Below are 25,207 nucleotides of genomic sequence, written 5' to 3'. Positions count from 1 at the left end.
CTCCCCGATCGGGTCGGCAGGACCCGATCGCAGTGCCGACGCTACTGCTCCGCAGGCGTCGGCGCGAGTATTGAAATCACCCGATTCTGCTGCGTTCCGCCAGCAGAGGTCCCAGCGCGTCGAGCACGCGGCTGGCCATGAGGGCCTTCGACCCGTGGGCGAGGGCGGTTTCCGAACCGTCCGCGGACAGCAACCAGCCGTTGTTGTCGTCGACCTCGAAGGCCTTACCTTCGCCGACGGCGTTGACGACGAGAAGATCGCATCCCTTGCGGGCGAGCTTCTCGCGGGCGTAGGTGAGCACGTCTCCGTGTTCGTCGCCGGTCTCCGCTGCGAACCCGACGATGACCGTCTCGGCGGACAGGCCGCCTTCGGCACGCGCTCGGACGAGACCGGCGAGGATGTCGTCGTTCTTCGTCAGCGCGATGGAATCGGGTTCGCCCTCACCTTTCTTGATCTTGCTGGTCGCGAAGGTGAAGGGCCGGAAATCGGCGACGGCCGCGGACATGATGACCGCGTCGGCACCCGAGGCGTGCTTGGCGACGGCGTCCTGCATCTGTGCGGCCGTCTGGACCCGCACGACGTCGACCGCGGCCGGGTCGTCGAGACCCGCGATGCTGCCGGCGACGAGCGTGACGTCGGCGCCGCGCTGAGCGGCGAGACGGGCGAGCGCGTAGCCCTGCTTGCCGGACGACCGGTTGCCGAGGAAGCGCACCGGGTCGAGGGGCTCACGGGTACCGCCGGCGGACACGACGACGCGGCGACCGGCGAGGTCGCGGGGCAGCGCGTCGGCCCGCTCGAGCAGCAGCGAGGCCAGATTGAAGATCTCGTCGGGTTCGGGCATGCGCCCGGCACCGGTGTCCTTGCCCGTCAGCCGACCCGAGGCCGGTTCGACGACCACGGCACCGCGGCGACGCAGCGTCGCGACGTTGTCGACGGTCGCGGGATGCTCCCACATCTCGGTGTGCATCGCGGGCACGAACATCACGGGGCACCGCGCGGTGAGCAGGGTGGCCGTGAGGAGGTCGTCGGCGCGACCCGCGACCGCCCGCGCCATGAGGTCGGCGGTGGCCGGAGCGATGACGACGAGGTCGGCCTCCTGGCCGAGCCGGACGTGCTGCACCTGCGGCACCTCGGCGAACACACCGGTCTGCACAGGGTTGCCGGAGAGCGCCTCGAAGGTGGCGCGACCGACGAATTGGAGGGCGGACTCCGTCGGGACGACCCGCACGTGGTGTCCGCTCTCGGTGAAGGCCCGGATCAGTGCGCAGGACTTGTAGGCGGCGATGCCACCGGCGACACCGACGACGATGCGGCGGCGCTGCACGGATCCGGCCTCGCCGCTCGAAGCGGGGTTGCTCACTCGCCTTCGGTGTGCTCGAGCAGATCCGAGTGGATCTCGCGCAGGGCGATCGACAGCGGCTTCTCCTGCAGACCCGGCTCCACGAGGGGGCCGACGTACTCGAGGATGCCGTCGCCGAGTTGGTTGTAGTAGTCGTTGATCTGGCGTGCCCGCTTGGCGGCGTAGATCACCAGCGCGTACTTCGAGGAGGCGCGCTCGAGCAGCTCGTCGATAGGCGGGTTGGTGATACCCGTGGGGGTGTCGTAGACCGGAAGGGTGTTGCCCTCGAGGTCGGTCGCGGCTGCCTGGATGCTGCTCACTCGGTGTTCTCCTGAGAGGTCGCGGGATGGGAGGGCGCCGGAACCGGCAGCCGGATGCGCTCGAGGCGCGGACGGATCAGTCGGCTCCGGGTCCAACCAACAAGGATACCAATTCATCGCAGGCCCGGTCGACATCGTCGTTGACGATCACGACGTCGAACTCGTCCTGCGCGGCCAGTTCGCTGCGGGCGGTATCGAGCCTGCGAGCGACGACCTCGTCGGTTTCGGTGCCTCGGCCGGTGAGGCGCTCGACGAGCACCTCCCAACTGGGCGGGGCGAGAAAGACGAGGACCGCGTCCTGCATCGCCGCACGGACGGCCCGCGCTCCCGCGAGGTCGACCTCCACGAGCACCGGATGCCCCTCGGCGAGTGCGTCGAGCACCGGTTTGGCCGGAGTACCCGATCGCTGCAGGCCGCCATGGATGTCGGCCCATTCGAGCAGTTCACCGGCTTCGATCATCCGGTCGAACTCGGCGCGGCCGACGAAGTGGTAGTCCACCCCGTCCACCTCACCCGGTCGCGGGTCCCGGGTGGTGGCCGAGACACTGAAGTGCAGATCCGGGATCCGGCTCCGCAGAAGGCGTACGACGGTCGACTTACCCACCGCGGAGGGTCCGGCCAGTACCACCAGCCGGCCCCTCCGCGTTGCGGGTGCGCTGTCCGTCACGGGTCGTGCGTCAGCTACCACGTGCTCAGGCGTCGAAATCGAACCTGGCGAGCAGGGCCTTGCGCTGACGGTCGCCGAGGCCGCGCAGACGGCGGGTCGGGGCGATCTCCAGCTCGGTCATGATTTCCTGCGCCTTGACCTTGCCGACCTTCGGCAGGGCCTCGAGCAGCGCCGACACCTTCATCTTGCCGAGGATCTCGTCGTTCTCGGCGTCCTTGAGCACCTGCTTGAGGTCGGTGCCGCCGCGCTTGAGGCGCTCCTTGAGCTCAGCCCGGGCACGACGGGCAGCAGCCGCCTTCTCCAGAGCAGCGGCGCGCTGCTCATCGGTCAGCTGGGGAAGGGCCACGGTTCCTCCGTCTCATCGTTGGCTTTCGAGTCTTCACCGCTGTAACCAGCGGCGATAGCGACCGTACTCACGACCACCGACGAATGCGAACCCACCCCCCGGCGATCCGCTCGAAAATCCGTGCGGTAGTGCACGCCGTTCCGGCAGTGGATCCCGCACCCCCCGATCGGCGTCCAGGCATCGCCACGAACTGCCCCAACAGAGAATAACCCCAGGTCACCGGTAATCTGCTGCGACGGAGGGGGACGCATCGGGTCGGGCGGCTCCCCTACTCACCGGCCCACTGTTCCGGCGCCTCGGCGGGCCGAGAAATTTTTTTCCCATTCCGCGTGTCGCGCCACTCCGAGCGCAGGTCAGAGTGCATACGAGTGGTATGTACGACTCGTGCCCGGACCGCGCGTGGCGATCCGGGCACGAGAGTCGAACGTCTCAGTCCGTCAGGAAGGCGAAGCCGTCCAGCGTGCGGGTGACGGCGGCCCGCAGGTCGGCGACGGACGGGCCGGCCCGCAGCACGTCGCGTGAGACGTTGGGCACGACCGCGCGCAGGTGGTCGCCTGCGAGTCGTCGCACGTCGTCGGCGGTGCCGCCCTGGGCCCCCACTCCGGGCATCAGGATAGGCCCGTGAAGGTCGGACAGGTCCGGCGCCTCGGTAAGGGTCGCACCGACCACCACACCCACGGAGCCGAGCCCTGCGGCCCCGTCCGTGCGGGCAGCGCTGTTGCGGTCAGCGCACTCGTCCACCACGGCCTGCGCGACGGTGCGCCCGTCGTCGAGCCGCGCGCGCTGGAACTGGGCACCCTCGGGATTGGAGGTCGCCGCGAGCACGAACACCCCGCGGCCCGTTCCGGCGGCCAGATCGAGCGCCGGAGCGAGCGAACCGAATCCCAGGTACGGGGAGACGGTCACCGCGTCCGAGCACAGCGGAGAGCCGTCCGACAGCCAGGTGCGCGCATAGGCGTCCATCGTGGAGCCGATGTCGCCGCGCTTGGCGTCCGCGAGGACGAGCACCCCCGCATCCCCCAGGTCGGCGATGGTGCGTTCGAGCACCGCGAGACCGGCGGAGCCGTAGGCCTCGAAGAACGCCACCTGCGGCTTGACGACCGCGACGGTGTCGCCGAAGGCCTCGACGCACAGTTCGCTGAACCGGGCCAGGCCGTCGACGTCGTCGCCGAGCCCCCACGCGGTGAGGAGCCCCGGGTGCGGGTCGATGCCCACGCACAGCGGCCCGCGGCGCCCGAGAGCGTCCGCGAGTCGCTGCCCGAAGGGTGTCACGCCTGTTCTGCGGGTACGCCGCGCAGCCGCGCGTGCATCCGCTGGATCGAGCTGACTCCGATCTCACCGCGCAGTGCCGCCTCGATACCCTGCACGGCCGCGGAGGCACCCTGCACCGTGGTGACGCACGGGATGTTCGCGGCGACCGCCGCACTGCGGATCTCGTAGCCGTCCACACGCGGACCGGCGTTGCCCCAGGGGGTGTTGATGACCATGTCCACGTCTCCGGCGCGGATGCGGTCGACGACGTCGAGTGCGCCTTCCGGCTTGTCCTCGCCGGAGACCTTGTGGACCTGCTCGCAGGGAACACCGTTGCGGCGCAGCACTTCTGCCGTTCCCACGGTAGCCATGATGTGGAAGCCCAGGTCGGCGAGGTGCTTGACCGGGAAGATCATCGACCGCTTGTCCTTGTTCGCGAGCGAGACGAAGACCGTGCCCGAGGTCGGCAGGGAGCCGTAGGCGGCGGTCTGGCTCTTCGCGAACGCGGTTCCGAAGTCGTCGTCGAGGCCCATGACCTCACCGGTGGACTTCATCTCCGGGCTGAGCAGGGTGTCGATGCCCGTGCCGTCGGCACGCCGGAACCGGTTGAAGGGCAGCACCGCTTCCTTCACCGCGACCGGTGCGTCGAGCGGGATGTCGCTGCCGTCGCCCTCGGCCGGGAGGATGCCCGCGGCACGCAGCTCGGCGATGGACTCGCCGAGCATCACCCGGGCGCAGGCCTTGGCGAGCTGCACCGCGGTGGCCTTGGAGACGAACGGCACCGTGCGGGAGGCCCGGGGGTTCGCCTCGAGGACGTAGAGGATGTCGTCCTTGAGCGCGTACTGGACGTTGAGCAGGCCCTTGACGCCGATGCCCTTCGCGAGCGCGGCCGTCGAGCGGCGGACGTTCTCGATGTCGGCGCGGCCCAGAGTGATCGGCGGCAGCGCACAGGCCGAGTCGCCGGAGTGGATGCCGGCCTCCTCGATGTGCTCCATGATTCCGCCGATGTACACGTCGGTGCCGTCGCACAGCGCGTCGACATCGATCTCGACGGCGTCGTCGAGGAAGCGGTCGACGAGCACGGGGCGGTCGTCGGAGATCTCGGTGGCGTTGGAGATGTAGGTCTCGAGCGCCTTCTCGTCGTAGACGATCTCCATGCCGCGACCACCGAGCACGTAGGACGGGCGCACCAGCACCGGGTATCCGATGCCGGCGGCGATCTCGCGCGCACCCTCGAAGGTGGTGGCCGTGCCGTACTTCGCGGCCGGCAGGTCGGCCTCGTCGAGCACGCGACCGAACTCGCCGCGGTCCTCCGCGAGGTCGATGGCCTCGGGCGAGGTACCGACGATCGGCACCCCGGCGGCCTTCAGGCGACGCGCCAGGCCGAGCGGGGTCTGGCCGCCCAGCTGGACGATGACGCCGGCGACGGTGCCGGACTCGCACTCGGCGCGGTAGACCTCGAGGACGTCCTCGAAGGTCAGCGGCTCGAAGTACAGGCGATCGGCGGTGTCGTAGTCGGTCGAGACCGTCTCGGGGTTGCAGTTGACCATCACGGTCTCGTAGCCGGCCTCGGAGAGCGTCAGCGCGGCGTGGACGCACGAGTAGTCGAACTCGATGCCCTGGCCGATGCGGTTCGGGCCGGAGCCGAGGATGAGCACCTTCGGCTTGTCGCGCTGCTCCGCGACCTCGGACTCGGCCGCGGGGTCGAGTTCGTAGGTCGAGTAGTGATACGGCGTCTTGGCCTCGAACTCGGCGGCGCAGGTGTCCACGGTCTTGTAGACGGGGTGGATGCCCAGCTCCTGACGCAGGGCGCGCACGTCGTCCTCGGAGGCGAACTGCGCCGGGCGCAGGGCCGCGATCTGCCGGTCGGAGAAGCCGTGGTGCTTGGCGTAGCGCAGCTCGGTGGCACCGAACTGCTCGGCGTTGCGGACGTCCTGGCCCAGCTCGACGATGTGCGCGAACTGCTCGAGGAACCACGGGTCGATCTTCGTGGCGTCGAAGAGCTGCTCGACGGTCGCACCGAGCTCCAGGGCCCGGGCGATCCGGTAGAACCGGCCGTCCGTGGGGGTGCGGATCTCCTCGAGGATCTCGTCGAGGGTGCCCTCGATCTCGGGGCCCGTCCAGAAGCCCGCGGACTTCGTCTCGAGCGAACGCAGCACCTTGCCGAAGGCCTCGGCGAAGTTGCGGCCGATCGACATGGCCTCACCGACCGACTTCATGGTGGTGGTGAGGGTGCCGTCGGCGCCGGGGAACTTCTCGAAGGCGAACCGCGGGGCCTTGACCACGACGTAGTCGAGGCTCGGTTCGAAGCAGGCCGGGGTCTCCTTGGTGATGTCGTTGACGATCTCGTCGAGCGTGTAGCCGATGGCGAGCTTGGCGGCCATCTTCGCGATCGGGTAGCCGGTGGCCTTCGATGCGAGGGCCGACGACCGCGACACGCGCGGGTTCATCTCGATGACGACGAGCCGGCCGTCGCGCGGATCCATCGCGAACTGGATGTTGCAGCCGCCGGTGTCGACACCGACCTCGCGCAGGATGGCGATCGAGAGGTCGCGCATCTTCTGGTACTCGCGGTCGGTGAGGGTCATCGCGGGAGCGACGGTCACCGAGTCGCCGGTGTGCACACCGACCGGGTCGACGTTCTCGATCGAGCAGACGATGACGACGTTGTCGGCGCCGTCGCGCATGAGCTCGAGCTCGTATTCCTTCCAGCCGAGGATGGACTCCTCGATGAGCACGTTCGCGGTGGGCGAGGCCGCGAGGCCGCCACCGGCGATGCGCTCGAGGTCGGCGTCGTCGTAGGCCATGCCGGAGCCGAGGCCACCCATCGTGAAGGAAGGGCGCACGACGACCGGGAAGCCGAGTTCGGCGACGGTCGCGCGGACCTCGTCCATCGTGTAGCAGACGGCCGAGCGGGCGGACTCGCCACCGCACTTGGCGACGATGTCCTTGAACTTCTGCCGATCCTCGCCGCGCTGGATCGCGTCGAAGTCGGCACCGATGAGTTCGACGTCGTACTTGTCGAGGATGCCGCGCTCGGACAGCGCGACGGCGGTGTTGAGGGCGGTCTGGCCGCCGAGGGTCGCGAGCACCGCGTCGATCGGGGTGCCGTTGGCCTGCTCGGTCGCGATGACCTTCTCGACGTAGTCGGCGGTGATCGGCTCGATGTAGGTCGAGTCGGCGAACTCGGGGTCGGTCATGATCGTGGCCGGGTTCGAGTTCACGAGGGAGACGCGCAGGCCCTCCTCGCGGAGCACCCGGCACGCCTGGGTGCCCGAGTAGTCGAACTCGCAGGCCTGTCCGATGACGATCGGGCCGGACCCGATGACCAGGACGTGGGAGAGGTCGGTACGGCGTGGCATCAGTTCTTCTCTCCCTCGAGCATGCGGGTGAAACGATCGAACAGGTAGGCGGCGTCGTGCGGTCCGGCCGCCGCTTCGGGGTGGTACTGCACGGAGAAGGCACGGCCGTCGAGGAGCTTGACGCCCTCGACCGCACCGTCGTTGGCGCAGGTGTGGCTGACGACCGCGCGACCGAACGGTGTGTCGAACTCCTGGCCGGCCTCACCTTCGAGCGCGAACCCGTGGTTCTGCGCGGTGATCGCGATGCGGCCGGTCTCGTGCTCGACCACCGGGATGTTGATACCGCGGTGACCGAACTTCATCTTGTAGGTGCCCAGGCCGAGTGCGCGGCCGAGGATCTGGTTGCCGAAGCAGATGCCGAACAGGGGCAGACCCTGGCCGAGCACCTCCTTGGTCAGGTGCACCGCGCCGTCGGCGGTCGCCGGGTCGCCCGGCCCGTTGGACAGGAAGACGCCGTCGGCCTTCAGGTCGAGGATGTCGTGCAGCGTCGCGGTGGACGGCAGCACGTGCACACGGATGCCGCGCTGGGCGAACATGCGCGGGGTGTTGGTCTTGATGCCGAGGTCGATGGCCGCGACGGTGAAGCGGGCCTCGCCGTCGGTCGGTTCGACGACGTAGCCGGAGGTGGTGCTCACCTCGCCGGCGAGGTCGGCGCCGAGCATCGAGGGCTGGCTCTTCACCCGGTCGAGCAGGACGTCGATGTCGAGGTCGTCACCCTTCCAGGCGAGGGCGTCGCCGGAGAAGATGCCGGCGCGCATCGAACCGCGGGTGCGCAGGTGCCGCACGAGTGCGCGGGTGTCGATGCCCGCGAGACCCACGATGTTCTGCCGCTCGAGTTCGTCTTGCAGCGAGCCGGTGGCACGCCAGCTCGACACGCGACGCGAGGGGTCGCGGACGATGAAGCCGGCCACCCAGATCTTGGACTCGGCGTGATCGCCGGTGGGGCCGACGGACTCGTTGTCCTCGTGGTTCCAGCCGGTGTTGCCGATCTGCGGTGCCGTGGCCACCACGATCTGGCGGTGGTAGCTCGGGTCGGTAAGGGTTTCCTGATAGCCGGTCATTGCCGTGGTGAACACGGCCTCGCCGAGCGTCTGGCCGACCGCGCCGAAAGTGGTGCCGCGGAAGGCACGTCCGTCCTCGAGGACCAGCACCGCGGTGCCGCCGCCGAATGTTCTGCCGCTCATGCGTTGTCTCCGTTCTTATCGACCGCACCAGAGCCGGCCGCGCGGGCTGAGATCTCGCGTGTCGTGATCGTCGTGTTGTTCGTCGTGATCGCCATCGTCGTTGTGATCGTCACCGTCTCAAGATTTTTCGTCCGACCCGCTCGTCCAGAGCGGGTAGATCGACTTGTCGTCCCCGCGGAAGCCGGTGTCGACCTCCGTGCCCGAGGGCAGCTGCCACCGGATGACCAGCACCCCGTCCTGGGACATGACCTTGCCCGCCAGACCGCGTTCGGTGCGGATCGCGCGGATCGAGTCCTGCGGGATCCAGATCGGGGATGCGCCGTCGCGTTCGAGCAGGGCACCGGATCGGTATCGGGTCAGTTCCGCGTTGGCGCGGTGGCCGAGATCGCCGACCGCGATGCGGTCCTGCCAGCTCGGCGCGAGCGTGCTGCCGACGTACAGACCGGTGGTCGGCTCGACGAGCCGCTCCCCCAGCTCCGCGGGCACGGTCGGCAATTCGCCGACGGCGTCCTGCTGCCGGCGGGCGCGTCCCTTCCAGCCCTTCCACATCAGCAGGACGAGCACGACCCACAGCGCGAGGAAACCGACGGTGAGAAAAAGGCGATCCATGCCGGTTCCTACCTTTCGCCTGTGCGTGGGAACACCTCACCGTCGCGGGCGGTGATCCGCCCGCGCAACACGGTGGTGGTGACCCGGCCCGGCAGGGTCATGTCTTCGTACGGCGTGTTGTGGGAGATGCTCGCGAGGTCGGGGCCGTGCACCGTCCACTCGGTGTCCGGGTCGACGAGCACGACGTTCGCGGGCTCGCCCACGTCGAGCGGCCGGCCCTGGTCGTCGAGGCCCACGATCTGCGCGGGACGCTCGCTCATCACCTTCGCGACGCCGCGCCAGTCCAGCAGCCCGGGCCGGACCATCGTCTCGATCACGACGGACAACGCCGTCTCCAGTCCGAGCATTCCCGGACGTGCCTGCGAGAACTCGCAGCACTTGTCCTGTTCGGCGTGCGGGGCGTGGTCGGTGGCCACACAGTCGATGGTCCCGTCGGCCAGTCCGCGTCGCAGTGCCTCGACGTCGCTCCGCTCCCGCAGGGGCGGGTTGACCCGGTTGATGCCGTCGTAGCTCTCGAGACGCGAGTCGTCGAGGAGCAGGTGGTGCGGCGTGACCTCGGCGCTGATCGCGATGCCCTGCGAGCGTGCCCAACGGACGAGCTCGACCGTCCCGGCCGTGGAAGCGTGGCAGATGTGCACGCGCGCCCCGGCGTCGCGGGCGAGCAGCGCGTCGCGGGCGACGATGGACTCCTCGGCGGCGCGCGGCCAGCCGGCCAGGCCGAGCCGCGCCGCGGTCGGTCCCTCGTGGGCGACGGCACCGACGGTCAGACGCGGTTCCTCGGCGTGCTGGGCGATGAGCACCCCGAGCGAGGCGGAGTATTCGAGCGCGCGACGCATGAGCAGCGGATCGTAGACGCACTTGCCGTCGTCGGAGAACATCCGCACTCCGCCGACACCGGCGGCCATCGTGCCCATCTCGGCGAGCTGCTTGCCCTCGAGCCCGACGGTGACGGCACCGACGGGGTGGACGTCGACGAGCCCGACCTCGCGGCCGCGGCGCCACACGTGATCGGTGACGACCACCGAGTCGGCGACCGGATCGGTATTGGCCATGGCGAAGACCGCGGTGTACCCGCCGCGCGCCGCGGCGGCCGAGCCCGAATCGACGGTCTCGGTGTCCTCGCGGCCCGGTTCGCGCAGGTGCGTGTGCAGGTCGACGAGGCCCGGGAGCATGATCTGCCCCGTGCCGTCGACGATCTCCGCGTCGGCGTCGGCCTCGAGGTCGGTTCCGACGGCGAGGATCTGCTCGTCGCCGAGCAGCACGTCGACCGGATCGCCCTCGCCGTAGAGGCGGACGTTGCGGATGAGCACCTGCGGCGTCACCTGTGTGTCTCCTGTTCCTGTGTCTCCCGGATGGGAAGTGTGGGTCACGACAGGTTCCCTTCCGTCCCCACGAGCAGGCGGAAGAGCACCGCCATCCGCACGTGGACACCGTTGCTCACCTGTTGCAGCACCGCGCTCTGCGGGGCGTCTGCGACCGGGAAACCGATCTCCATGCCCCGCAGCATCGGACCCGGATGCAGGATCACGGCGTGCTCCGGCAGCAATGCCGCGCGCGTGGCGTTGAGTCCGTATCGAATCGAGTACTCGCGGGCTGACGGGAAGAACCCGCCGTTCATGCGCTCGGCCTGCACCCGCAGCATCATGACCGCGTCGAGGGTGGGAAGTTCGGCTTCGAGCGAATCGGCGACCGTCACCGGCCAGGTCTCCACCCCCACCGGCAGCAGGGTGCGGGGAGCGACGAGCACGACCTCGGCGCCGAGCATGCTCAGCAGCAGCGCGTTCGACCGGGCGACACGGCTGTGCAGCACGTCGCCGACGATGCCGATCCGGCGGCCTTCGATCGAGCCGAGACGCTGGCGCAGGGTGAGCGCGTCGAGCAACGCCTGAGTGGGATGTTCGTGGGTACCGTCGCCGGCGTTGACCACAGCCGGTCCGGAGCCGGATTCGTTGGTCCACTGCGCGATCCGGTGCGCGGCACCGGAGGCGGAGTGACGGACCACCAGCGCGTCGGCGCCGGCGGCGTGCAGGGTCAGCGCGGTGTCGCGCAGCGATTCGCCCTTCTTCACCGACGAACTGGACGCCGAGACGTTGATGACGTCAGCGCTCATCCACTTGCCGGCGACCTCGAAGGACACGCGGGTGCGGGTGGAGTTCTCGTAGAAGACGGTCATGATGGTGCGGCCGCGCAGCGTGGGGAGCTTGCGCACCTCACGCCCGAGCAGTGCCTGCTCGAACCGCTCGGCCTCGTCGAGAAGCCCCGTCGCGGAGTCCTTCGTCAGATCCGCGATGGTGAGCAGGTGTTTCACTGGGACTTGCCTCCGGAGATCTCGACGGCGTCGCGCCCGTCGTGTTCGGTCAGCAGCACGCGGACGTCCTCGCTGCGCGCGGTGGGGACGTTCTTGCCGACGTAGTCGGCCCGCAGCGGCAGTTCGCGGTGGCCGCGGTCGACGAGGACCGCGAGTTGCACCGCGCGGGGTCGTCCGAGATCGCGCAGGGCGTCGAGCGCGGCGCGGACGGAGCGTCCCGAGAACAGGACGTCGTCGACGAGGACGACGAGGGTGTTGTCGACTCCGCCCTCGGGCACCGAGGTGCGCTCCAGCGGGCGGTGCGGCTTCGTGCGGAGGTCGTCGCGGTAGAGCGTGATGTCGAGCGAGCCGACCGGGACACGGACGCCGGCGAATTCCTCGATGCGGTCGGCGAGGCGTTGGGCGAGGGTGATCCCGCGGGTGGGGATGCCCAGGAGTACGACACGCGGTGCGTCCTCGGGGGTGTCGAGAGCGGTCTTCTCGATGATCTGGTGTGCGATACGGGAGATCGTCCGGTGGACGTCGGCAGCGGAGAGCAGCTCACGCGCCGGCACGCCGGTACCGGAGGACGTAGTGGGGGTAGAAGCTGTGGACCCGTCCTCGGACACGGCCATACAGCGACCTCCTTCTCCGCCTCACTGGACGGATCGTTAAAGGATGCCTGACAGTTGTCGAGCCTATCAGCGTCGACGTCCGCCCCGGCACGGATGACGGGTGAAGCGCAACACAGGCCCGGATGCGTGAGCGGGCCCGGCGGGAGTCTTCCCACCGGGCCCGCTCACGGTGCCTCGTGTCGTCGCTCACCCGAGAAGGGTGACGAAGTCAGGACTCGTTCGAGCCCTGATCCTGCGACTCCTGCGCCGGCCGGGCGAGGGTGGCAGCGGCTGCTGCACGCACCTGGTCGGCGACAGTGACGATCTGACCCAGCACCCCGTTGACGAAGGCCGGCGAATCGTCGGTGGACAGCTGCTTCGCCAGCTCGACCGCCTCGTCGACGGCCACCACGGGCGGCACGTCGGTCGCGTGGAAGAGCTCCCACACCGCGATGCGCAGGATCGCGCGGTCGACGGCGGGAAGGCGGTCCAGCGTCCATTCGTGCAGGTGATCGGCGATCACCCGGTCGGTCTCGTCGAGGTTGTCGGCGACACCGCGGATGATGGTCTGCGCGTATGCCGGCACCGGCGCGACCTGGTCGTCGTCGATCGCGAGTTCGACGCGATCGGCCGCGAGGTCGACGGGGTGCACGTCGCGGGCCTCGGCCTCGAAGAGCAGGTCCACGGCGCGCTTGCGGGCCTTGTGGCGGGCCCCGAGCTTCTTCTGGTTACCGGACACTCAGGAATTCACTCGCCCGAGGTAGCTGCCGTCGCGGGAATCGACCTTGAGCTTGTCGCCGGTGTTGATGAACAGCGGGACCTGGATCTCGGCGCCGGTCTCGAGGGTCGCGGGCTTGGTGCCGCCGGTGGAGCGGTCGCCCTGCAGGCCCGGATCGGTGTGCTGGACGACGAGCTCGACCGTGACCGGGAGCTCGACGAACAGCGGGACGTCCTCGTGCGTGGCTACCTGCACGGGCATGTTCTCGAGCAGGAAGTTGGCGCTGTCGCCGAGCAGTTCGGGCGAGATGGTGATCTGGTCGTAGGTCTCGCCGTCCATGAAGACGTAGTCGGTGCCGTCGTTGTAGAGGTAGGTCATGTCGCGGCGATCGACGGTGGCGGTCTCGACCTTGACACCGGCATTCCAGGTCTTGTCGACGGTCTTGCCCGACGTCACATTCTTGAGCTTCGTGCGCACGAAAGCAGGACCCTTGCCCGGCTTGACGTGCTGGAACTCGATGATCTGCCAGAGCTGTCCGTCGATTTTCAGAACGAGGCCGTTCTTGAAGTCACTGGTATCAGCCACTTGGTTCGTGTCTCCTAGGGTCGAGGAACCGCCCTCAAATGACGGTCAATGTCTTGTCGGTGAGCGTGAGCAACTCCGGAGTATGCTCCCGCACCACGAGCGTGTCTTCGATCCGCACGCCTCCGCGCCCCGAGAAGTACACGCCCGGCTCGACGGTCACCGCCGCACCGGCGACAAGTGTACCGGTCGCCGCGGCGCCGATTCCGGGCGCTTCGTGGATCTCGAGGCCGACTCCGTGGCCCAGCCCGTGCAGGAACAGGTCGGCGTAGCCGGCCTCGGCGATCACGGTGCGCGCGGCGGCGTCCACCGCGGCGCAGTCGACACCGGGCGCGAGCGCCTCGCGTCCGGCCTGCTGCGCGCGCAGGACCAGCTCGTACAGGTCGCGCTGCCAGTCCGCGACGCGGCTCAGCACGTAGGTGCGCGTCATGTCGGAGTGGTAACCGCCGATCTGCGCCCCGAAGTCGAGTTTCACGAAGTCGCCCTCCGCGAGGACCGCGCCGGTCGGGCGATGGTGCGGGATCGCCGAATTGGCACCGGCGGCGACGATCGTCTCGAAGGAGATGCCGTCGGCACCGTGCTCGAACATGCGCCATTCGAGATCGCGGGCGACCTCCTTCTCGGTTCGACCCGGACGCAGACCGCCCGCCGCGATGAGGTCCGCCAGTGCGCGATCGGCCGCACCGCATGCCTCGCGCAACAGACCGATCTCGTGTTCGTCCTTCACGGCCCGCAGGTGTTCGACGAGCCCGGGAGCGGGAACGAAGCGGACGGACACGCCGAGCTCGCCCCACCGCGACCGTTCGTCGACCGTGACGACGTGACTCTCGAATCCCCAACGCGCAGAACCTGTTCCGAACTCGGTGACGAGGTGAGCGGCCGACGACCGGGCGATCACGGCCCGCAGGTCGGGGACCTGCTCCCCCACCTGCGTGACGTAGCGGCCGTCGGTGCAGATGACGGTGCGCGTCTCGTTCTCGTCGTCCTCGGTGGAGACGATCAGCGCCGCGTTGGATCCCGTGAAGCCCGTGAGGTAGCGGATACCGGTCAGATCGGCCACCAGCAGCGCATCGAGTTCGCGTTCGGCGAGCAGCGCACGCAGCGCTCGACGGCGGGAGGCGTGGTCGGCAGACATATCGCTCAACCTACCGCGATCACGGCTGTGGGACGGGACACACTGTCGGCTTCGCCACCCGTTACGCTGAGGTACATGAAACCCTGGTTGCTCCGCGGACTCGGGCTCGCCCTGGTCCACGTGCTCGTGCGCGTCCTGCTCGGTGCCGCTCTCATCCAGTGGCCGTTGCAGGGATCGGTACTGCGCTGGCTGGGCTTCGCCGTGGTGGTCGTCGCAGCGTTCGTCTGGGCCGGTCTCGACGGCATCCGCGACCACCGCGCCCATCCCGACGCCGACGAGGGCGACGACCTGACGATGCGCTGGCTCGCCGCCGGTGCGGTCACCGGCCTGGTGGGCGGGGTCCTCACCTGGCTCGTCGACACCGTCACCCCGATGCCGGTGGGTGTGACGTCCCTGTTCTTCGAGATCACCTCCGGTGCCGCGTTCACCGTGCTTCTGGTATTCCTGCCGGCGATGGCGGCGGTGACGCTGGGCCGGTTCTTCGCGCGCCGGAACGAGCGCAAGGCCGCCCGCGACGACGACTGGTCGGTCCACCGCGATCACCACGCGCCCGCAGGCGTCGGAGCGGCCGCGGGTTCCGCTCCCGCGAACTCCGCGCAGCAGACCGATCCCGCCTGGCGCAGCGACGACTCGCCCACCGAGGTGTTCCCGAGGGTCGATCCGAAACAGTGAGACCCGAGTAGTGAGACCCACAGCAGTGAGACCACCCGCCCCCGCACATCCGGGGGCGGGTGCTCAGTTTTCCGAGTTGTGACGGTCAGTAGAGGTAGCCGACCCCGAGGAGCCGACCATGACCGACATCACCGAGACGCTCGACCTGACTCCCGCGACCCGCCGGATGGAGCGCATCCTGGCGGGGATCGACGACGCCCAGTTGCCGGGGCCCACACCGTGTTCCGAGACCTCCGTCGGTGCGCTCGTCGACCACGTGCTGGGCCTGTCCCTTGCGTTCACGGCCGCGGCGCGCAAGGACATCGGCCCGCACACCGACACTCCCCCGCAGCTCACGAGCGAACTGCCGCCGGACTGGCGACGTCTCGTTCCCGACCGGCTCGGCGACCTCCGCCGAGCGTGGAGCGATCCCGCAGCCTGGGAGGGCATGACGCGCGCGGGCGGCCTCGACCTGCCCGCGCCGGTCGCCGGACTCGTCACGCTCGACGAACTCGTCGTCCACGGCTGGGACCTCGCCGTGGCCACGGGACAGCAGTACTCCTGCGAGCCCGACGAAATCGCCGCGTGTACCGCATTCGCGGAGAGCATCACCGACGAGGAACGCGTCGCCGACGGGGGCGGCCTGTTCGGTCCGGCCGTCCGGGTGGGCGACGACGCTCCGCCGCTGGAACGCCTGATCGGACTCACCGGGCGCGACACGTCGTGGAGACCGCCCGCATAGAACCAGGCGGTTGACCAGGTGGTCAGAGCAGTACGGTTCGCGCGTCGGCCTTGCCTTGGCGCGCGACCTCGGAATAGGCCGCCGCGAGCAGGGTCGGGTCGGGTCCCTCGAGCCTGCCGGGCTTCGCAAGTCCGTCGAGGACGACGAACCGAAGCATGCCGGCACGGTTCTTCTTGTCGGTCTGCATGCCCGCGAGCAGATCGGCGAAGGCGTCGGGATCGTAGGTGGTGGGCAGGCCGACGGATTCGAGGATCGCGCGGTGCCGGTCGGCGGTGGCGTCGTCGAGACGCCCTGCAAGCCGGCCGAGTTCGGCCGCGAAGACCAGGCCCACCGACACGGCGGCGCCGTGGCGCCAGCGGTACCGCTCGCGACGCTCGATGGCGTGGCCGAGGGTGTGACCGTAGTTGAGGATCTCGCGCAGGCTCGACTCCTTGAGGTCGGCCGCGACCACCTTCGCCTTGACCTCGACCGATCGCCGGATCAGCTCGGGCAGCACCGTCCCGGCAGGATCGAGCGTGGCCTCGGGGTTCTCCTCGATCAGGTCGAGGATCACCGGATCGGCGATGAAGCCGGTCTTGATCACCTCGGCGAGTCCGGCCACGATCTCGTTGCGCGGCACCGTCTCGAGGGTCGCGAGGTCGACGAAGACCGCCGAGGGCTCATGGAACGAACCGACGAGGTTCTTGCCCGCCTCGGTGTTGATGCCGGTCTTGCCGCCCACCGCGGCGTCGACCATCGCCAGCAGCGTGGTGGGGATGTGGTAGACCCGCACGCCGCGCATCCACGTCGCGGCCACGAAGCCCGCGAGGTCGGTGGCGGCACCGCCGCCGAGGCTGATGACGGCGTCCGAACGGGTCAAGCCGATGCGGCCGAGCACCTCCCAGCAGAATCCGGCGACGGCCAGTTCCTTGCCGTCCTCGGCGTCGGGGATCTCGATGCGGTGGGCGTCGATGCCGGTCTCGGCGAGCGCCTCCCGCACGGCCTCGGCGGTCGCGGTGAGCGTCGGCTGGTGGAAGATCGCGACGGTCCGCGTGCCGGACAGTTCTTCGACGACGTCGCCGAGCAGTCCCCGGCCGATGATCACCGGATAGGGCTGGGCGGTCTCGACGTCGATGCGTACCGGTTCGGTCACGGTGTGGGGCTCCGATCCTCGCTGATGGTCTGGCTGGTCGCGGCGTCCGCCGCTTCGAGTTTGGCGAGCACCTGCTGGACGACCCGCCCGGGGCTGCGGCCGTCGGTGCGCACCCGGATGGTCGCCGCCTGCCGGTACAGCGGGCGGCGGCGACGCATGAGGTCGCGGTACTTCTGGGCCGGATCACCACCGGCCAGCAACGGCCTGGTTCCGGCGGCGCCGACCGCACCGGTGCGACGCAGTCCTTCCGCCACGCTGATCTCGAGATAGACGACGGTGTGTCCGGCCAGTCGCGCACGGGTGCGTTCCGAGAGGATCGCTCCCCCACCCAGGGACACCACACCGTCGTGGGTGTCGAGGGCGCGCGCGACGACTTCCTCCTCGATCTCCCGGAAGGCCGGTTCGCCGTCCTGGGAGAAGATCTCGGGGATGGTCCGGCCGGTCACACGCTCGATCTCGGCGTCGGTGTCGAGCAACGGCAGCTCGAGCGCGTTCGCGACCCGACGACCGATCGTCGACTTGCCCGCTCCCGGCGGGCCGATGAGTACCAGGCGAGGCGACATGCGATCACCGCGGCGGCCGCGCCGCGATGCCCTTCAGGTAGTGGCCGATGTTGCTCACGGTCTCGGCGAGCGAGTCGCCGCCGAACTTCTCGAGGGCGGCCTGCGCGACGACGAGAGCGACCATCGCCTCCGCGACGACACCCGCCGCGGGCACCGCGCACACGTCGGAACGCTGGTGGATCGCGACGGCCTCGTCGCCGGTGGTCATGTCGACCGTCGACAGGGCGCGCGGCACGGTCGAGATCGGCTTCATCGCCGCCCGCACGCGCAGGGCCTCACCGTTGGTCATGCCGCCTTCGATGCCGCCGGCACGGTTGCTCGAGCGGAGCACACCGTCGGGGCCCGGCTTCATCTCGTCGTGGGCGGCGCTGCCGCGTCGACGCGCGGTCTCGAAGCCGTCGCCGACCTCGACACCCTTGATGGCCTGGATTCCCATGAGGGCTGCGGCCAGTCGCGCGTCGAGACGATCGGCGCCGCTGACGAACGAACCGAGGCCCACGGGCAGCCCGTGCACCACGACCTCGACGATTCCGCCGAGGGTGTCGCCGTCGCGCTTCGCGGCTTCGATCTCGGCGATCATGGATTCCTCGGCGGCCTTGTCGTAGGCGCGCACGGGGCTCGCGTCTATCGCGGCGAGATCGTCGGCACCGGGTTCGGGGCCGGCATAGGGATCGGATGCGCCGATGGAGATGACGTGCGAGACGACCTCGGCGCCGAACGCCTGGCGCAGGAAGTTCCGGGCGACGGTGCCGGCCGCCACGCGTGCTGCGGTCTCCCGGGCACTGGCGCGCTCGAGGACGGGACGCGCGTCGTCGAAGCCGTACTTGAGCATGCCCGCGAAGTCGGCGTGGCCGGGGCGGGGACGGGTCAGCGGCGCGTTGCGCGCCTGACCTTCGAGCAGTTCGGCATCGACCGGGTCGGCGGCCATGATGGTTTCCCACTTGGGCCATTCGGTGTTGCCGATCTCGATCGCGATCGGGCCGCCCAGGGTGCGTCCGTGCCGGACGCCACCGATCACGGTGACCTTGTCGGCCTCGAACTTCATGCGTGCGCCGCGGCCGTAGCCCAGTCGCCGTCGCGCGAGTTGCTCCGAGATGTCGTTCGACGTCACCTCGACTCCGGCGACCATCCCCTCGAGCATCGCGACGAGAGCGGGACCATGGGATTCTCCAGCAGTTATCCAACGCAGCACACGTCCATCCTTCCATGTTCGTCCGCCGACTCGACATGCCGCCCCTGGTCAACCCGTCGAGATCGCCGCCAGTGCTGCGGCGGCGCACATCGACGGTCCGTGGGGAAGCACGCGCGGAGGGGCATGCGCTTCCCCGCGGCGGGTCTCCCGGAGCCGCAGAAACAGGGCCGCACCTGCGGTGAGAACGGGCGGGAGCAGTGCACCGAGGAGCACCGCCGAGGGGCCGTCGAGTCCGGTGACGGCACCGAGCCCGAGGGCGAGTTTGACGTCGCCCGCACCCACCGACCGCGGCACCGCGAGGTAGGAGATCAACAACGGTGCCGCGAGCAGAAGTGCACCGGCGAAGGCCGCCCGGCCGTGCCCAGTCGCCGCGGCCACGCCGAGGATCGTGCCCGCTCCCCCGAGCGTCAGCACGTTCGGCAGACGCCGCACGAGCAGGTCCACGGCGCTCAGGCACACGCACCACCATCCGAACATCGCTGCTCCGACGACCGCCGCGCCCGTGGTGATCGAGACCGCGACGAGTGCGGCTGCCGCGCATGCCGCCTCGCACGAACCCGGCAGCGGCCGACGACCGGCCGTTCTTCCCGCCACCACGCGCACGATCGCTCCCACGCCCACGCCGAGAACCACCATCGCGAGCTCACCCACCGTCTCCCCTGCCACGACCCGGAGCATCCCCCATCCACACTCGCCGGCAGGGCGTTCGCGCGGTGTCCGGCCCGGTCCTGTGGACAGGCACGTCTCCTGTGGACAAAGCCGCACAGTGCGGCGATCGTCCTGCGAGGATTGCCGGAGTCTGTCGGTTCCGGTCGGAAGGTTCTGGTCGAATGGAGATTTCGTCGCTGCTCGAACACGTGGGCACGGCCATCGACGTCGTCGGAGTCGGCGTCATGGTGATCGGCGCATTGGCGGCGACGTGGATCGCGGCGACCGCGCGGCGGCGCGGACCGGGTTCGGAGATCTACGAGCCGTACCGGCGCAATCTCGGCCGGTCGATCCTGCTCGGCCTCGAATTCCTGGTCGCCGCCGACATCATCAAGACCGTCGCCGTCACGCCGACCTTCACATCGGTGGGTGTGCTGGCGGTCATCGTGCTCATCCGCACCTTCCTGAGCTGGTCGCTGCAGCTGGAGATCGACGGCCGGTGGCCGTGGCAGCGTTCGGTTCCCGACGCCGAGACGACGACCGGCACGACGCCGGCTACCTGAGCGCGTCCCGGACCTCGTCCCGCCGGCGCAGCAGATGCGCGCGCTCGATGGCGTTCTCCGTCCGCGCCGCGGCGGTGGCGTATGCCTCACTCGCCTCGGTGAGCCGGCCGAGGCGGGCGAGCAGGTCGGCCCGGACTGCGTGGAAGACGTGATACCGCTCGAGGTCGAGGTGGTCGACGATCCCGAGAGCCGCTGCGGGGCCCTCCACTTCGGCGAGTGCGACGGCCCGGTGCAACGCGACGACCGGTGTGGGGTCCGCGGCGAACAGCAGGTCGTAGAGCGCGACGATCTGCGCCCAATCGGTGTCCTCGAAGGTGGGCGCGTCCGCGTGCACTGCGGCGATCGCGGCCTGGATCTGATAGGGCCCCGGCCTGTTCCAGCGCAGGGTGCGCCGCACGAGTGCCTGCCCTTCGGCGATCAGCGCGCGGTCCCACCGCGAGCGGTCCTGGTCTGCGAGCAGGACGAGTTCGCCGCCGGGTCCCGTACGCGCCGAGCGCCGGGATTCACCGAGGAGCATCAGGGCGAGAAGTCCCGTGGTCTCGGGATCGTCGGGAACGAGCCCGGCCAGCACACGCGCCAGCCGCACCGCCTCCGAACACAGGTCCGTGTCGGCGAGTTCGGGTCCGGCGCTCGTCGTGTGGCCCTCCGTGTACACGAGATAAAGCACGGAACGCACCGCGTCGAGACGTTCGGGAAACTCGTCCGGGGACGGGATGCGGAACGGGATGCGCGCGTCGCGGACCTTCCCCTTGGCTCGGGAGATCCGTTGCCCCATAGTCGTTTCCGGCACGAGGAAGGCTCGGGCGATCTGCGCGGTGGTCAGCCCGCCGAGCAGCCGCAGTGTCAGCGCGACCCGCGACGCAGGCGCGAGCGCCGGGTGACAACAGGTGAAGATCAGACGGAGGCGATCGTCGGGGATCTCGGGCGGGACGACCGCTCCGGAGTCGAACGCGTCGCCGGATGTCGGGTAGAGCAGGTCCGCCTCGGCGTGCTTGACCGGACGTGCGGCCTCCCGCCGTGCCCTGTCGATCGCCCGGCGACGGGCGGTGGTGATGATCCACCCGGCCGGGCTCGGCGGGATCCCTTCCCCGGGCCACCGTTCGACGGCGATCGAGAAGGCGTCCTGCACCGCGTCCTCGGCGGCGTCGAGGTCGCCGAGGACGCGGGTGAGCACGGCGATCGCCCTGCCGTATTCCTCACGGAAGGCACGTGCGATGTCGGCGGTGGACGGCCCGGTCATCGAGCTTCGCACGTCATCCGGCGCAGGAGCCGAACGCCAGGGGCCGCACCTCGATGGGCAGTGTGGTGGCGTCGGCAAGACCGCGCGCCCACCTCAGCGCCTCGTCGAGGTCGGGCACGTCGATGACGTCGAAGCCACCGAGATGCTCCTTGCCCTCGATGTACGGACCGTCGGTCGTCGCCGTGCGCCCCTCGTCCGTGCGCACGACCGTCGCCGTGTCCGGAGGGTGAAGGCCGCCGGAGAACACCCAGACCCCTGCCTCCCGGATCTCGTTCTGCCACGCCGCGACCTTCTTCATGATCGATTCGAGGAACTCCGGTGACGGCGGTTCACCGTCGGGCTGGTAGATGCTCAGCAGGTACTGCGCCATGGCGGGGTCCTTCCCCTCGGCGGCCGGCGGCGCCGGCCTCTCACCCTCTATACGAACGGTAGGGCGCCGATTCGACACCTGCGCGGAGAAATCCGCTGCCCACCCGCTCAGGCATCGCAGGTGGACAGCGGACGGTGTCGGGTGCGGCCTACTGCGCGACGAATTCGACGATGGTGACGTTGGCCTGGCCACCGCCCTCGCACATCGTCTGCAGGCCGTACCGGAGGTTAGTGCGGCGCATGTGGAAGATCATGTCGGTGAGGATGCGGGCACCGGAACCCCCGAGCGGGTGACCGAGAGCGATCGCACCACCGTTGGGGTTGAGCTTGTCCTCGGGTGCGCCGATCTCCTTCTGCCACGCCATGGGCACCGGAGCGAACGCCTCGTCGAGCTCGAAGACGCCGATGTCCTGGTGGGGCCGCGCCCCGTCGTACCGGGTTCTCAGGCCGGGTGCGGAGAGTTCAGGTCGAGCCCGACGGCGCGCGCCATCTCCGCGCGCGGCGCGGGCAGCCCCGTGAACTGCTCGACCTGCCCGAAGGCCTGGTTCAGAAGCATGTGCAGACCGCTGACGACGCGGACACCGCGTGCCTCGGCCGCTGTCGCCAGCGGCGTGGGCCAAGGGTCGTAGATTGCATCGAGGATGCACGGCGCCTGCGCGAGAGCTTCTGTGTACGGCGCTGCCGCGGGTGCGGGCACGGTGCTCACGAGCGCACCGGCCTCGGCGCAGACCCGGGCCAGTTCGGGTGCGTCGAACGACGACCACCGAGCCTCGATGTCGTCGCCGAGACAATCGAACGTCGCGCGGGCCTTCTGCTCGGACCGCGCGACCACAGTCACCGAGCGCACACCGAGGTCGGTGAGACCGACGAGCGCCGGCCGCGCGGTACCACCCGAGCCCACGACGACCGCCGACGCGCCGGACAGATCACCGACGCCGGCCGAGCGCAGTGCTCCGGACACGCCGTCGACGTCGGTGCAGTCGGCACGCCACCCGTTCTCGATGCGCACGAGGGTGTTCGCCGAGCCGATCCTCACGGCCCGCTCGGTGCGTTCGGTGGCGAACTCGAGAGCCGCGAACTTACCGGGCATCGTGACGGACAGACCCACCCATTCCTCACCGAGCGAGGACACGAGGCCCAACAGCTGCTCACCGGTGCATTCGATGCGTTCGTAGGTCCACTCGGTCAGCCCGAGTGCCCGGTACGCCGCGAGATGCAACAAGGGCGACTTCGAGTGCGCGATGGGTTTCCCGAGGACCGCGGCCCTCCGGACACCTCCGTTCGGATCAGCGGCCACTGTCGAGGATCCCGCTCGCGAGTGCCAGTTCGGTGTTCTGCAGGTGCTCCTCGTAGGAATTCGCGAAGAGCGTGGTGCCCTTGTCGTCGATCGTCACGAAGTAGATCCATTCCCCCGGTTCCGGGTTCTCCATCGCCTGCAGCGCACCGATGCTCGGTGACGAGATGGGTGTCGCCGGAAGACCGACCATGGCGTAGGTGTTCCAGGGGGTCACCCGCGCGCGGTCGGCGTCGGTGGTCGCGAGTTCGGTCTCGTCGAGTTCGTAGTTGACGGTCGAATCGAACTGGAGCATCTGGTCGATGTCGAGGCGGTTGAGGATCACGCGCGCGACCTTCGCGAAATCCTGTGGCAGAGCCTCGCGTTCGACGAGCGATGCGGAGATGAGCATCTCGTACGGGGTCAGCCCCACCCGTGCGGCCGCGTCGGTGATCCCCGTCGCGTCGTAGCTGGCAGCACTTTCCGACACGAGGCGAGCCAGGATCTCGACGGGTTCGGCCGTCGGATCGAAATCCCAGCTGCCCGCGGCGATGAGGCCTTCGAGCTGCCGCCTGCGGTCGGGCACGTTCGCGACCGCGTCGCGTGCCCATTCCGGAACTCCGAGTGCCTGCAGGTCCGGGGTGGCCCCGGCCGCGTCGAGTTCCTCGTAGGTGACGCAGTTCTCGGCGGCCGGATCGCCGTGGCAGCTCGCCTCGGCGATGAGCGTGTAGATGCCCTTGCGGACGGCACCGGTGTTGACGTCGCGGATGTCGTGGAGCTGACGTCCCTCGGAGATCACGAGCGCACCGACCCGGCTGGCCGGGTCGACGAGGGCCGCGACGGCGTCGACAGCCGGGATGTTGGTGGCCACCTGGTAGAAGCCTGGTTGCAGCGAATTCATCCCCGAGTTCTGCACGGCCGCTTCGTAGAAGGCGGCGGAACTCGCGACGACACCCTTGTCGACGAACTCGCTGCCGATCTCCCCGGCGGTCTCGCCCGGGTTGACCTGGACGACGACGGCCGGTCCGGGAGGTCCGGTGAAGTCCGGCGGAAGATCGGTGCCGAGGAACCGGTCGTAGGCGAGATAGCCGCCACCCACGACGACGAGCAGGAGCACCGCGGCGGCGAGCGCGCCTACGACACGTCCGCGCTTCTTACGCCCGCTCGCCTTCGGATCACGGCGTGCGGCGCGTTCCGAACCACCGACCGCGAGGGGGACCGCACGCTGCTCGGCGGTAATCTCCTCCGCTGCGACCGCGTCGTCGGCGGGGTCGTCGTCACGGCTCGCGTCGCGTGCGGCGTAGGAGTATCCGCCCGGGTACTCTTCGTCGAGATGTCCCCCGTCGGGGTGATCGGCCGGAGCGTGTCCGCGATCGGCGCCGATGGACCCCTCGTGCTCGTACCCGGATCCTGCGTAGCCCCCGTCGCCGTAGCCCTGCTCGGCATAGCCCTGCTCGGCATAGCCCTGCTCGGCATAGCCCTGCTCGGCATAGCCCTGCTCGCCGTAACCCTGTTCGGCGTGACCGGGCGGCGGGCCATCGAATACACCCGGCTCGAAGTTCAGGACCGTGGTCTCGTGATCGTCGGGATCGGGTCGACGGGCCTCCGGGTGCCCACTCGGGACGCCCTCGTATCCACCACCGCCGTACGGATCACAGCCGTGGGAGTCGTTGCCGTACGGGTCGTGCCCGTATGCATCGTGACCTCGAGGGTCGGATGCGTACGGATCGTCGTACCGGTAACGCGGGTCTGATCGATACGGATCCTCGGATCCGTATCGATACGGATCCCCGGATCCGGTGCGATCCACTGGAGGTTCCGTGTACCCATCGGCGTAGGGATCCGCGAACAGATCCTGCCGCGCGTTCTCCGAATGGCCGTCGTGTCGTCCGTGCCGGCTCACCGGCTGTCCCCCGCGTCACGCCCCGACTCGTTCACTACCGAACTCCGCTCGTCCAACCAACCCTGCAAGATGGCCACGGCGGCGGCCTGGTCGATGACCGGCCGCGCACCTCGCGCACTCACCCCGCTCTCGCGGAGGGCGCGCGCCGCAGTGACCGTCGTGAAACGTTCGTCGGCCAGGCGCACGGGAACGTCGGGTAAGGCACGGCGAAGTCGACGCGCGAAGTCGCTCGCCAGTTTCGCAGCCTTGCCGGGCTCACCGCGCAGTGTCTGCGGCAGCCCGACGATAACCTCAACAGCCTCGTATTCCCTAACGATCTCGACGATGCGCCGGATATCGGGTGCGTCGGGTCCGCGTTCCTTGGACCGCGGCACCGTCTCGACCGGGGTGGCGAGGATCCCGTCGGGGTCGCTGGAGGCGACCCCGATCCGGACGCTCCCGACGTCGACTGCGATGCGGCGACCACGGCCGGGATCGTCCACTCCGGGACGATCGGGGCGCGGCGGTTCGGCCACGC

General features: G+C 69.5%; 26 protein-coding genes and 1 pseudogene. 3 read left to right on the top strand and 24 right to left on the bottom strand.

The window, feature by feature from the left end; translation table 11 throughout:
- Window positions 1-76: 76 nt before the first annotated feature.
- From coaBC to BO226_RS07005, 14 genes are all read right to left on the bottom strand, one after another.
- Complete coding sequence (gene coaBC, locus BO226_RS07070; protein ID WP_071934880.1) at window positions 77-1,360, bottom strand: bifunctional phosphopantothenoylcysteine decarboxylase/phosphopantothenate--cysteine ligase CoaBC; 1,284 nt, start codon at window positions 1,358-1,360, stop codon at window positions 77-79.
- On the bottom strand, window positions 1,357-1,659 hold the full coding sequence (gene rpoZ / locus BO226_RS07065; RefSeq protein ID WP_006551452.1) for a DNA-directed RNA polymerase subunit omega: 303 nt from the start codon (window positions 1,657-1,659) through the stop codon (window positions 1,357-1,359). Before rpoZ ends, coaBC begins: the two co-directional genes overlap by 4 nt.
- Before the next feature lie 76 nt (window positions 1,660-1,735).
- Window positions 1,736-2,287 (bottom strand): guanylate kinase, encoded by a 552-nt coding sequence (gene gmk / locus BO226_RS07060; RefSeq protein ID WP_041803328.1) that lies wholly within the window; start codon window positions 2,285-2,287, stop codon window positions 1,736-1,738.
- Between the two features lie 64 nt (window positions 2,288-2,351).
- Entirely contained in the window at window positions 2,352-2,672 is a 321-nt protein-coding gene (gene mihF, locus BO226_RS07055) for an integration host factor, actinobacterial type (protein WP_006551450.1), read from the bottom strand.
- 429 nt (window positions 2,673-3,101) lie between these two features.
- Window positions 3,102-3,944, bottom strand: coding sequence for an orotidine-5'-phosphate decarboxylase (gene pyrF / locus BO226_RS07050; RefSeq protein WP_064256308.1), 843 nt, complete (start codon window positions 3,942-3,944; stop codon window positions 3,102-3,104).
- The gene (gene carB, locus BO226_RS07045) at window positions 3,941-7,285 is read right to left on the bottom strand and encodes a carbamoyl-phosphate synthase large subunit (protein WP_060653221.1); all 3,345 of its coding nucleotides are present in this window, start codon (window positions 7,283-7,285) and stop codon (window positions 3,941-3,943) included. The genes pyrF and carB overlap by 4 nt, the downstream gene beginning before the upstream one ends.
- Window positions 7,285-8,469: a glutamine-hydrolyzing carbamoyl-phosphate synthase small subunit gene (gene carA / locus BO226_RS07040; RefSeq protein WP_071934879.1), complete on the bottom strand. Its 1,185-nt coding sequence runs from the start codon at window positions 8,467-8,469 to the stop codon at window positions 7,285-7,287. The genes carB and carA overlap by 1 nt, the downstream gene beginning before the upstream one ends.
- A 117-nt stretch (window positions 8,470-8,586) precedes the next feature.
- Window positions 8,587-9,078, bottom strand: a complete 492-nt coding sequence (locus tag BO226_RS07035) for a PH-like domain-containing protein (RefSeq protein ID WP_071934878.1) — start codon at window positions 9,076-9,078, stop codon at window positions 8,587-8,589.
- Window positions 9,079-9,086: 8 nt separating this feature from the next.
- Window positions 9,087-10,400 carry a dihydroorotase gene (locus tag BO226_RS07030; protein ID WP_071934877.1) on the bottom strand — a complete coding sequence of 438 codons (1,314 nt, stop codon included), beginning with the start codon at window positions 10,398-10,400 and terminating at the stop codon, window positions 9,087-9,089.
- A 44-nt stretch (window positions 10,401-10,444) separates the two neighbouring features.
- The gene (locus BO226_RS07025) at window positions 10,445-11,386 is read right to left on the bottom strand and encodes an aspartate carbamoyltransferase catalytic subunit (RefSeq protein ID WP_071934876.1); all 942 of its coding nucleotides are present in this window, start codon (window positions 11,384-11,386) and stop codon (window positions 10,445-10,447) included.
- On the bottom strand, window positions 11,383-12,000 hold the full coding sequence (pyrR, locus tag BO226_RS07020) for a bifunctional pyr operon transcriptional regulator/uracil phosphoribosyltransferase PyrR (protein ID WP_024100783.1): 618 nt from the start codon (window positions 11,998-12,000) through the stop codon (window positions 11,383-11,385). Before pyrR ends, BO226_RS07025 begins: the two co-directional genes overlap by 4 nt.
- Before the next feature lie 208 nt (window positions 12,001-12,208).
- Window positions 12,209-12,718: a transcription antitermination factor NusB gene (gene nusB / locus BO226_RS07015; protein ID WP_006551442.1), complete on the bottom strand. Its 510-nt coding sequence runs from the start codon at window positions 12,716-12,718 to the stop codon at window positions 12,209-12,211.
- Window positions 12,719-13,282 carry an elongation factor P gene (efp, locus tag BO226_RS07010; protein WP_006551441.1) on the bottom strand — a complete coding sequence of 188 codons (564 nt, stop codon included), beginning with the start codon at window positions 13,280-13,282 and terminating at the stop codon, window positions 12,719-12,721.
- Window positions 13,283-13,316: 34 nt separating this feature from the next.
- Window positions 13,317-14,414, bottom strand: a complete 1,098-nt coding sequence (locus BO226_RS07005; protein WP_071934875.1) for a M24 family metallopeptidase — start codon at window positions 14,412-14,414, stop codon at window positions 13,317-13,319.
- Window positions 14,415-14,489: 75 nt separating this feature from the next.
- Between BO226_RS07005 and BO226_RS07000 the strand changes: the two genes are divergently transcribed.
- Window positions 14,490-15,086 (top strand): B-4DMT family transporter, encoded by a 597-nt coding sequence (locus BO226_RS07000; protein WP_071934874.1) that lies wholly within the window; start codon window positions 14,490-14,492, stop codon window positions 15,084-15,086.
- 118 nt (window positions 15,087-15,204) lie between these two features.
- Window positions 15,205-15,807 carry a TIGR03086 family metal-binding protein gene (locus BO226_RS06995; RefSeq protein WP_006551438.1) on the top strand — a complete coding sequence of 201 codons (603 nt, stop codon included), beginning with the start codon at window positions 15,205-15,207 and terminating at the stop codon, window positions 15,805-15,807.
- Between the two features lie 22 nt (window positions 15,808-15,829).
- Here the strand turns inward: BO226_RS06995 and aroB are convergent, their stop codons facing one another.
- Genes aroB through BO226_RS06975 form a run of 4 tightly spaced genes read right to left on the bottom strand, consistent with a single transcriptional unit; the run spans window position 15,830 to window position 19,372 of the window.
- Window positions 15,830-16,939, bottom strand: a complete 1,110-nt coding sequence (gene aroB, locus BO226_RS06990; protein ID WP_006551437.1) for a 3-dehydroquinate synthase — start codon at window positions 16,937-16,939, stop codon at window positions 15,830-15,832.
- On the bottom strand, window positions 16,936-17,502 hold the full coding sequence (locus tag BO226_RS06985) for a shikimate kinase (RefSeq protein ID WP_016691666.1): 567 nt from the start codon (window positions 17,500-17,502) through the stop codon (window positions 16,936-16,938). The genes aroB and BO226_RS06985 overlap by 4 nt, the downstream gene beginning before the upstream one ends.
- 4 nt (window positions 17,503-17,506) lie before the next feature.
- The gene (gene aroC / locus BO226_RS06980; RefSeq protein ID WP_060653212.1) at window positions 17,507-18,694 is read right to left on the bottom strand and encodes a chorismate synthase; all 1,188 of its coding nucleotides are present in this window, start codon (window positions 18,692-18,694) and stop codon (window positions 17,507-17,509) included.
- A 48-nt stretch (window positions 18,695-18,742) separates the two neighbouring features.
- Window positions 18,743-19,372, bottom strand: a complete 630-nt coding sequence (locus BO226_RS06975; protein ID WP_071934873.1) for a prepilin peptidase — start codon at window positions 19,370-19,372, stop codon at window positions 18,743-18,745.
- A gap of 152 nt (window positions 19,373-19,524) precedes the next feature.
- On the opposite strand from BO226_RS06975, the gene BO226_RS06970 reads away from it, so the two are divergent.
- Window positions 19,525-19,905 carry a DUF1622 domain-containing protein gene (locus BO226_RS06970; RefSeq protein WP_019289268.1) on the top strand — a complete coding sequence of 127 codons (381 nt, stop codon included), beginning with the start codon at window positions 19,525-19,527 and terminating at the stop codon, window positions 19,903-19,905.
- Here the strand turns inward: BO226_RS06970 and BO226_RS06965 are convergent.
- From BO226_RS06965 to ruvX, 6 genes and pseudogenes are all read right to left on the bottom strand, one after another.
- Window positions 19,898-21,145, bottom strand: coding sequence for an RNA polymerase sigma factor (locus tag BO226_RS06965; RefSeq protein ID WP_071934872.1), 1,248 nt, complete (start codon window positions 21,143-21,145; stop codon window positions 19,898-19,900). The genes BO226_RS06970 and BO226_RS06965 overlap by 8 nt on opposite strands.
- 13 nt (window positions 21,146-21,158) lie before the next feature.
- Window positions 21,159-21,515 carry a YciI family protein gene (locus tag BO226_RS06960; RefSeq protein WP_071934871.1) on the bottom strand — a complete coding sequence of 119 codons (357 nt, stop codon included), beginning with the start codon at window positions 21,513-21,515 and terminating at the stop codon, window positions 21,159-21,161.
- A 148-nt stretch (window positions 21,516-21,663) separates the two neighbouring features.
- Window positions 21,664-21,921 (bottom strand): annotated as a pseudogene (locus tag BO226_RS06955) (acetyl-CoA C-acetyltransferase); the annotation flags it as partial.
- 35 nt (window positions 21,922-21,956) lie between these two features.
- A complete protein-coding gene (locus tag BO226_RS06950) occupies window positions 21,957-22,811 on the bottom strand; it encodes a shikimate dehydrogenase (RefSeq protein ID WP_071934870.1) in 855 nt (284 codons plus the stop codon).
- Window positions 22,801-24,690, bottom strand: coding sequence for an endolytic transglycosylase MltG (locus BO226_RS06945; protein WP_071934869.1), 1,890 nt, complete (start codon window positions 24,688-24,690; stop codon window positions 22,801-22,803). Before BO226_RS06945 ends, BO226_RS06950 begins: the two co-directional genes overlap by 11 nt.
- Complete coding sequence (gene ruvX, locus BO226_RS06940) at window positions 24,687-25,205, bottom strand: Holliday junction resolvase RuvX (protein ID WP_024100772.1); 519 nt, start codon at window positions 25,203-25,205, stop codon at window positions 24,687-24,689. Before ruvX ends, BO226_RS06945 begins: the two co-directional genes overlap by 4 nt.
- Window positions 25,206-25,207: the final 2 nt, after the last annotated feature.

It is taken from the genome of Rhodococcus sp. 2G (assembly GCF_001886355.1).
Lineage (GTDB): Bacteria > Actinomycetota > Actinomycetes > Mycobacteriales > Mycobacteriaceae > Rhodococcus > Rhodococcus pyridinivorans.
The sequence above is the reverse complement of the archived record's forward strand: the minus strand, read 5'-3'. Positions and strand labels throughout refer to the sequence as shown.

Coding starts and splice junctions, on each gene's coding strand:
- carB (WP_060653221.1), bottom strand. CDS start 7,285: ATGCCACGCCGTACCGACCTCTCCCACGTCCTGGTCATCGGGTCCGGC.
- carA (WP_071934879.1), bottom strand. CDS start 8,469: ATGAGCGGCAGAACATTCGGCGGCGGCACCGCGGTGCTGGTCCTCGAG.
- BO226_RS07035 (WP_071934878.1), bottom strand. CDS start 9,078: ATGGATCGCCTTTTTCTCACCGTCGGTTTCCTCGCGCTGTGGGTCGTG.
- pyrR (WP_024100783.1), bottom strand. CDS start 12,000: ATGGCCGTGTCCGAGGACGGGTCCACAGCTTCTACCCCCACTACGTCC.
- BO226_RS07005 (WP_071934875.1), bottom strand. CDS start 14,414: ATGTCTGCCGACCACGCCTCCCGCCGTCGAGCGCTGCGTGCGCTGCTC.
- BO226_RS07000 (WP_071934874.1), top strand. CDS start 14,490: ATGAAACCCTGGTTGCTCCGCGGACTCGGGCTCGCCCTGGTCCACGTG.
- BO226_RS06995 (WP_006551438.1), top strand. CDS start 15,205: ATGACCGACATCACCGAGACGCTCGACCTGACTCCCGCGACCCGCCGG.
- BO226_RS06985 (WP_016691666.1), bottom strand. CDS start 17,502: ATGTCGCCTCGCCTGGTACTCATCGGCCCGCCGGGAGCGGGCAAGTCG.
- BO226_RS06975 (WP_071934873.1), bottom strand. CDS start 19,372: ATGCTCCGGGTCGTGGCAGGGGAGACGGTGGGTGAGCTCGCGATGGTG.
- BO226_RS06970 (WP_019289268.1), top strand. CDS start 19,525: ATGGAGATTTCGTCGCTGCTCGAACACGTGGGCACGGCCATCGACGTC.
- BO226_RS06965 (WP_071934872.1), bottom strand. CDS start 21,145: ATGACCGGGCCGTCCACCGCCGACATCGCACGTGCCTTCCGTGAGGAA.
- BO226_RS06960 (WP_071934871.1), bottom strand. CDS start 21,515: ATGGCGCAGTACCTGCTGAGCATCTACCAGCCCGACGGTGAACCGCCG.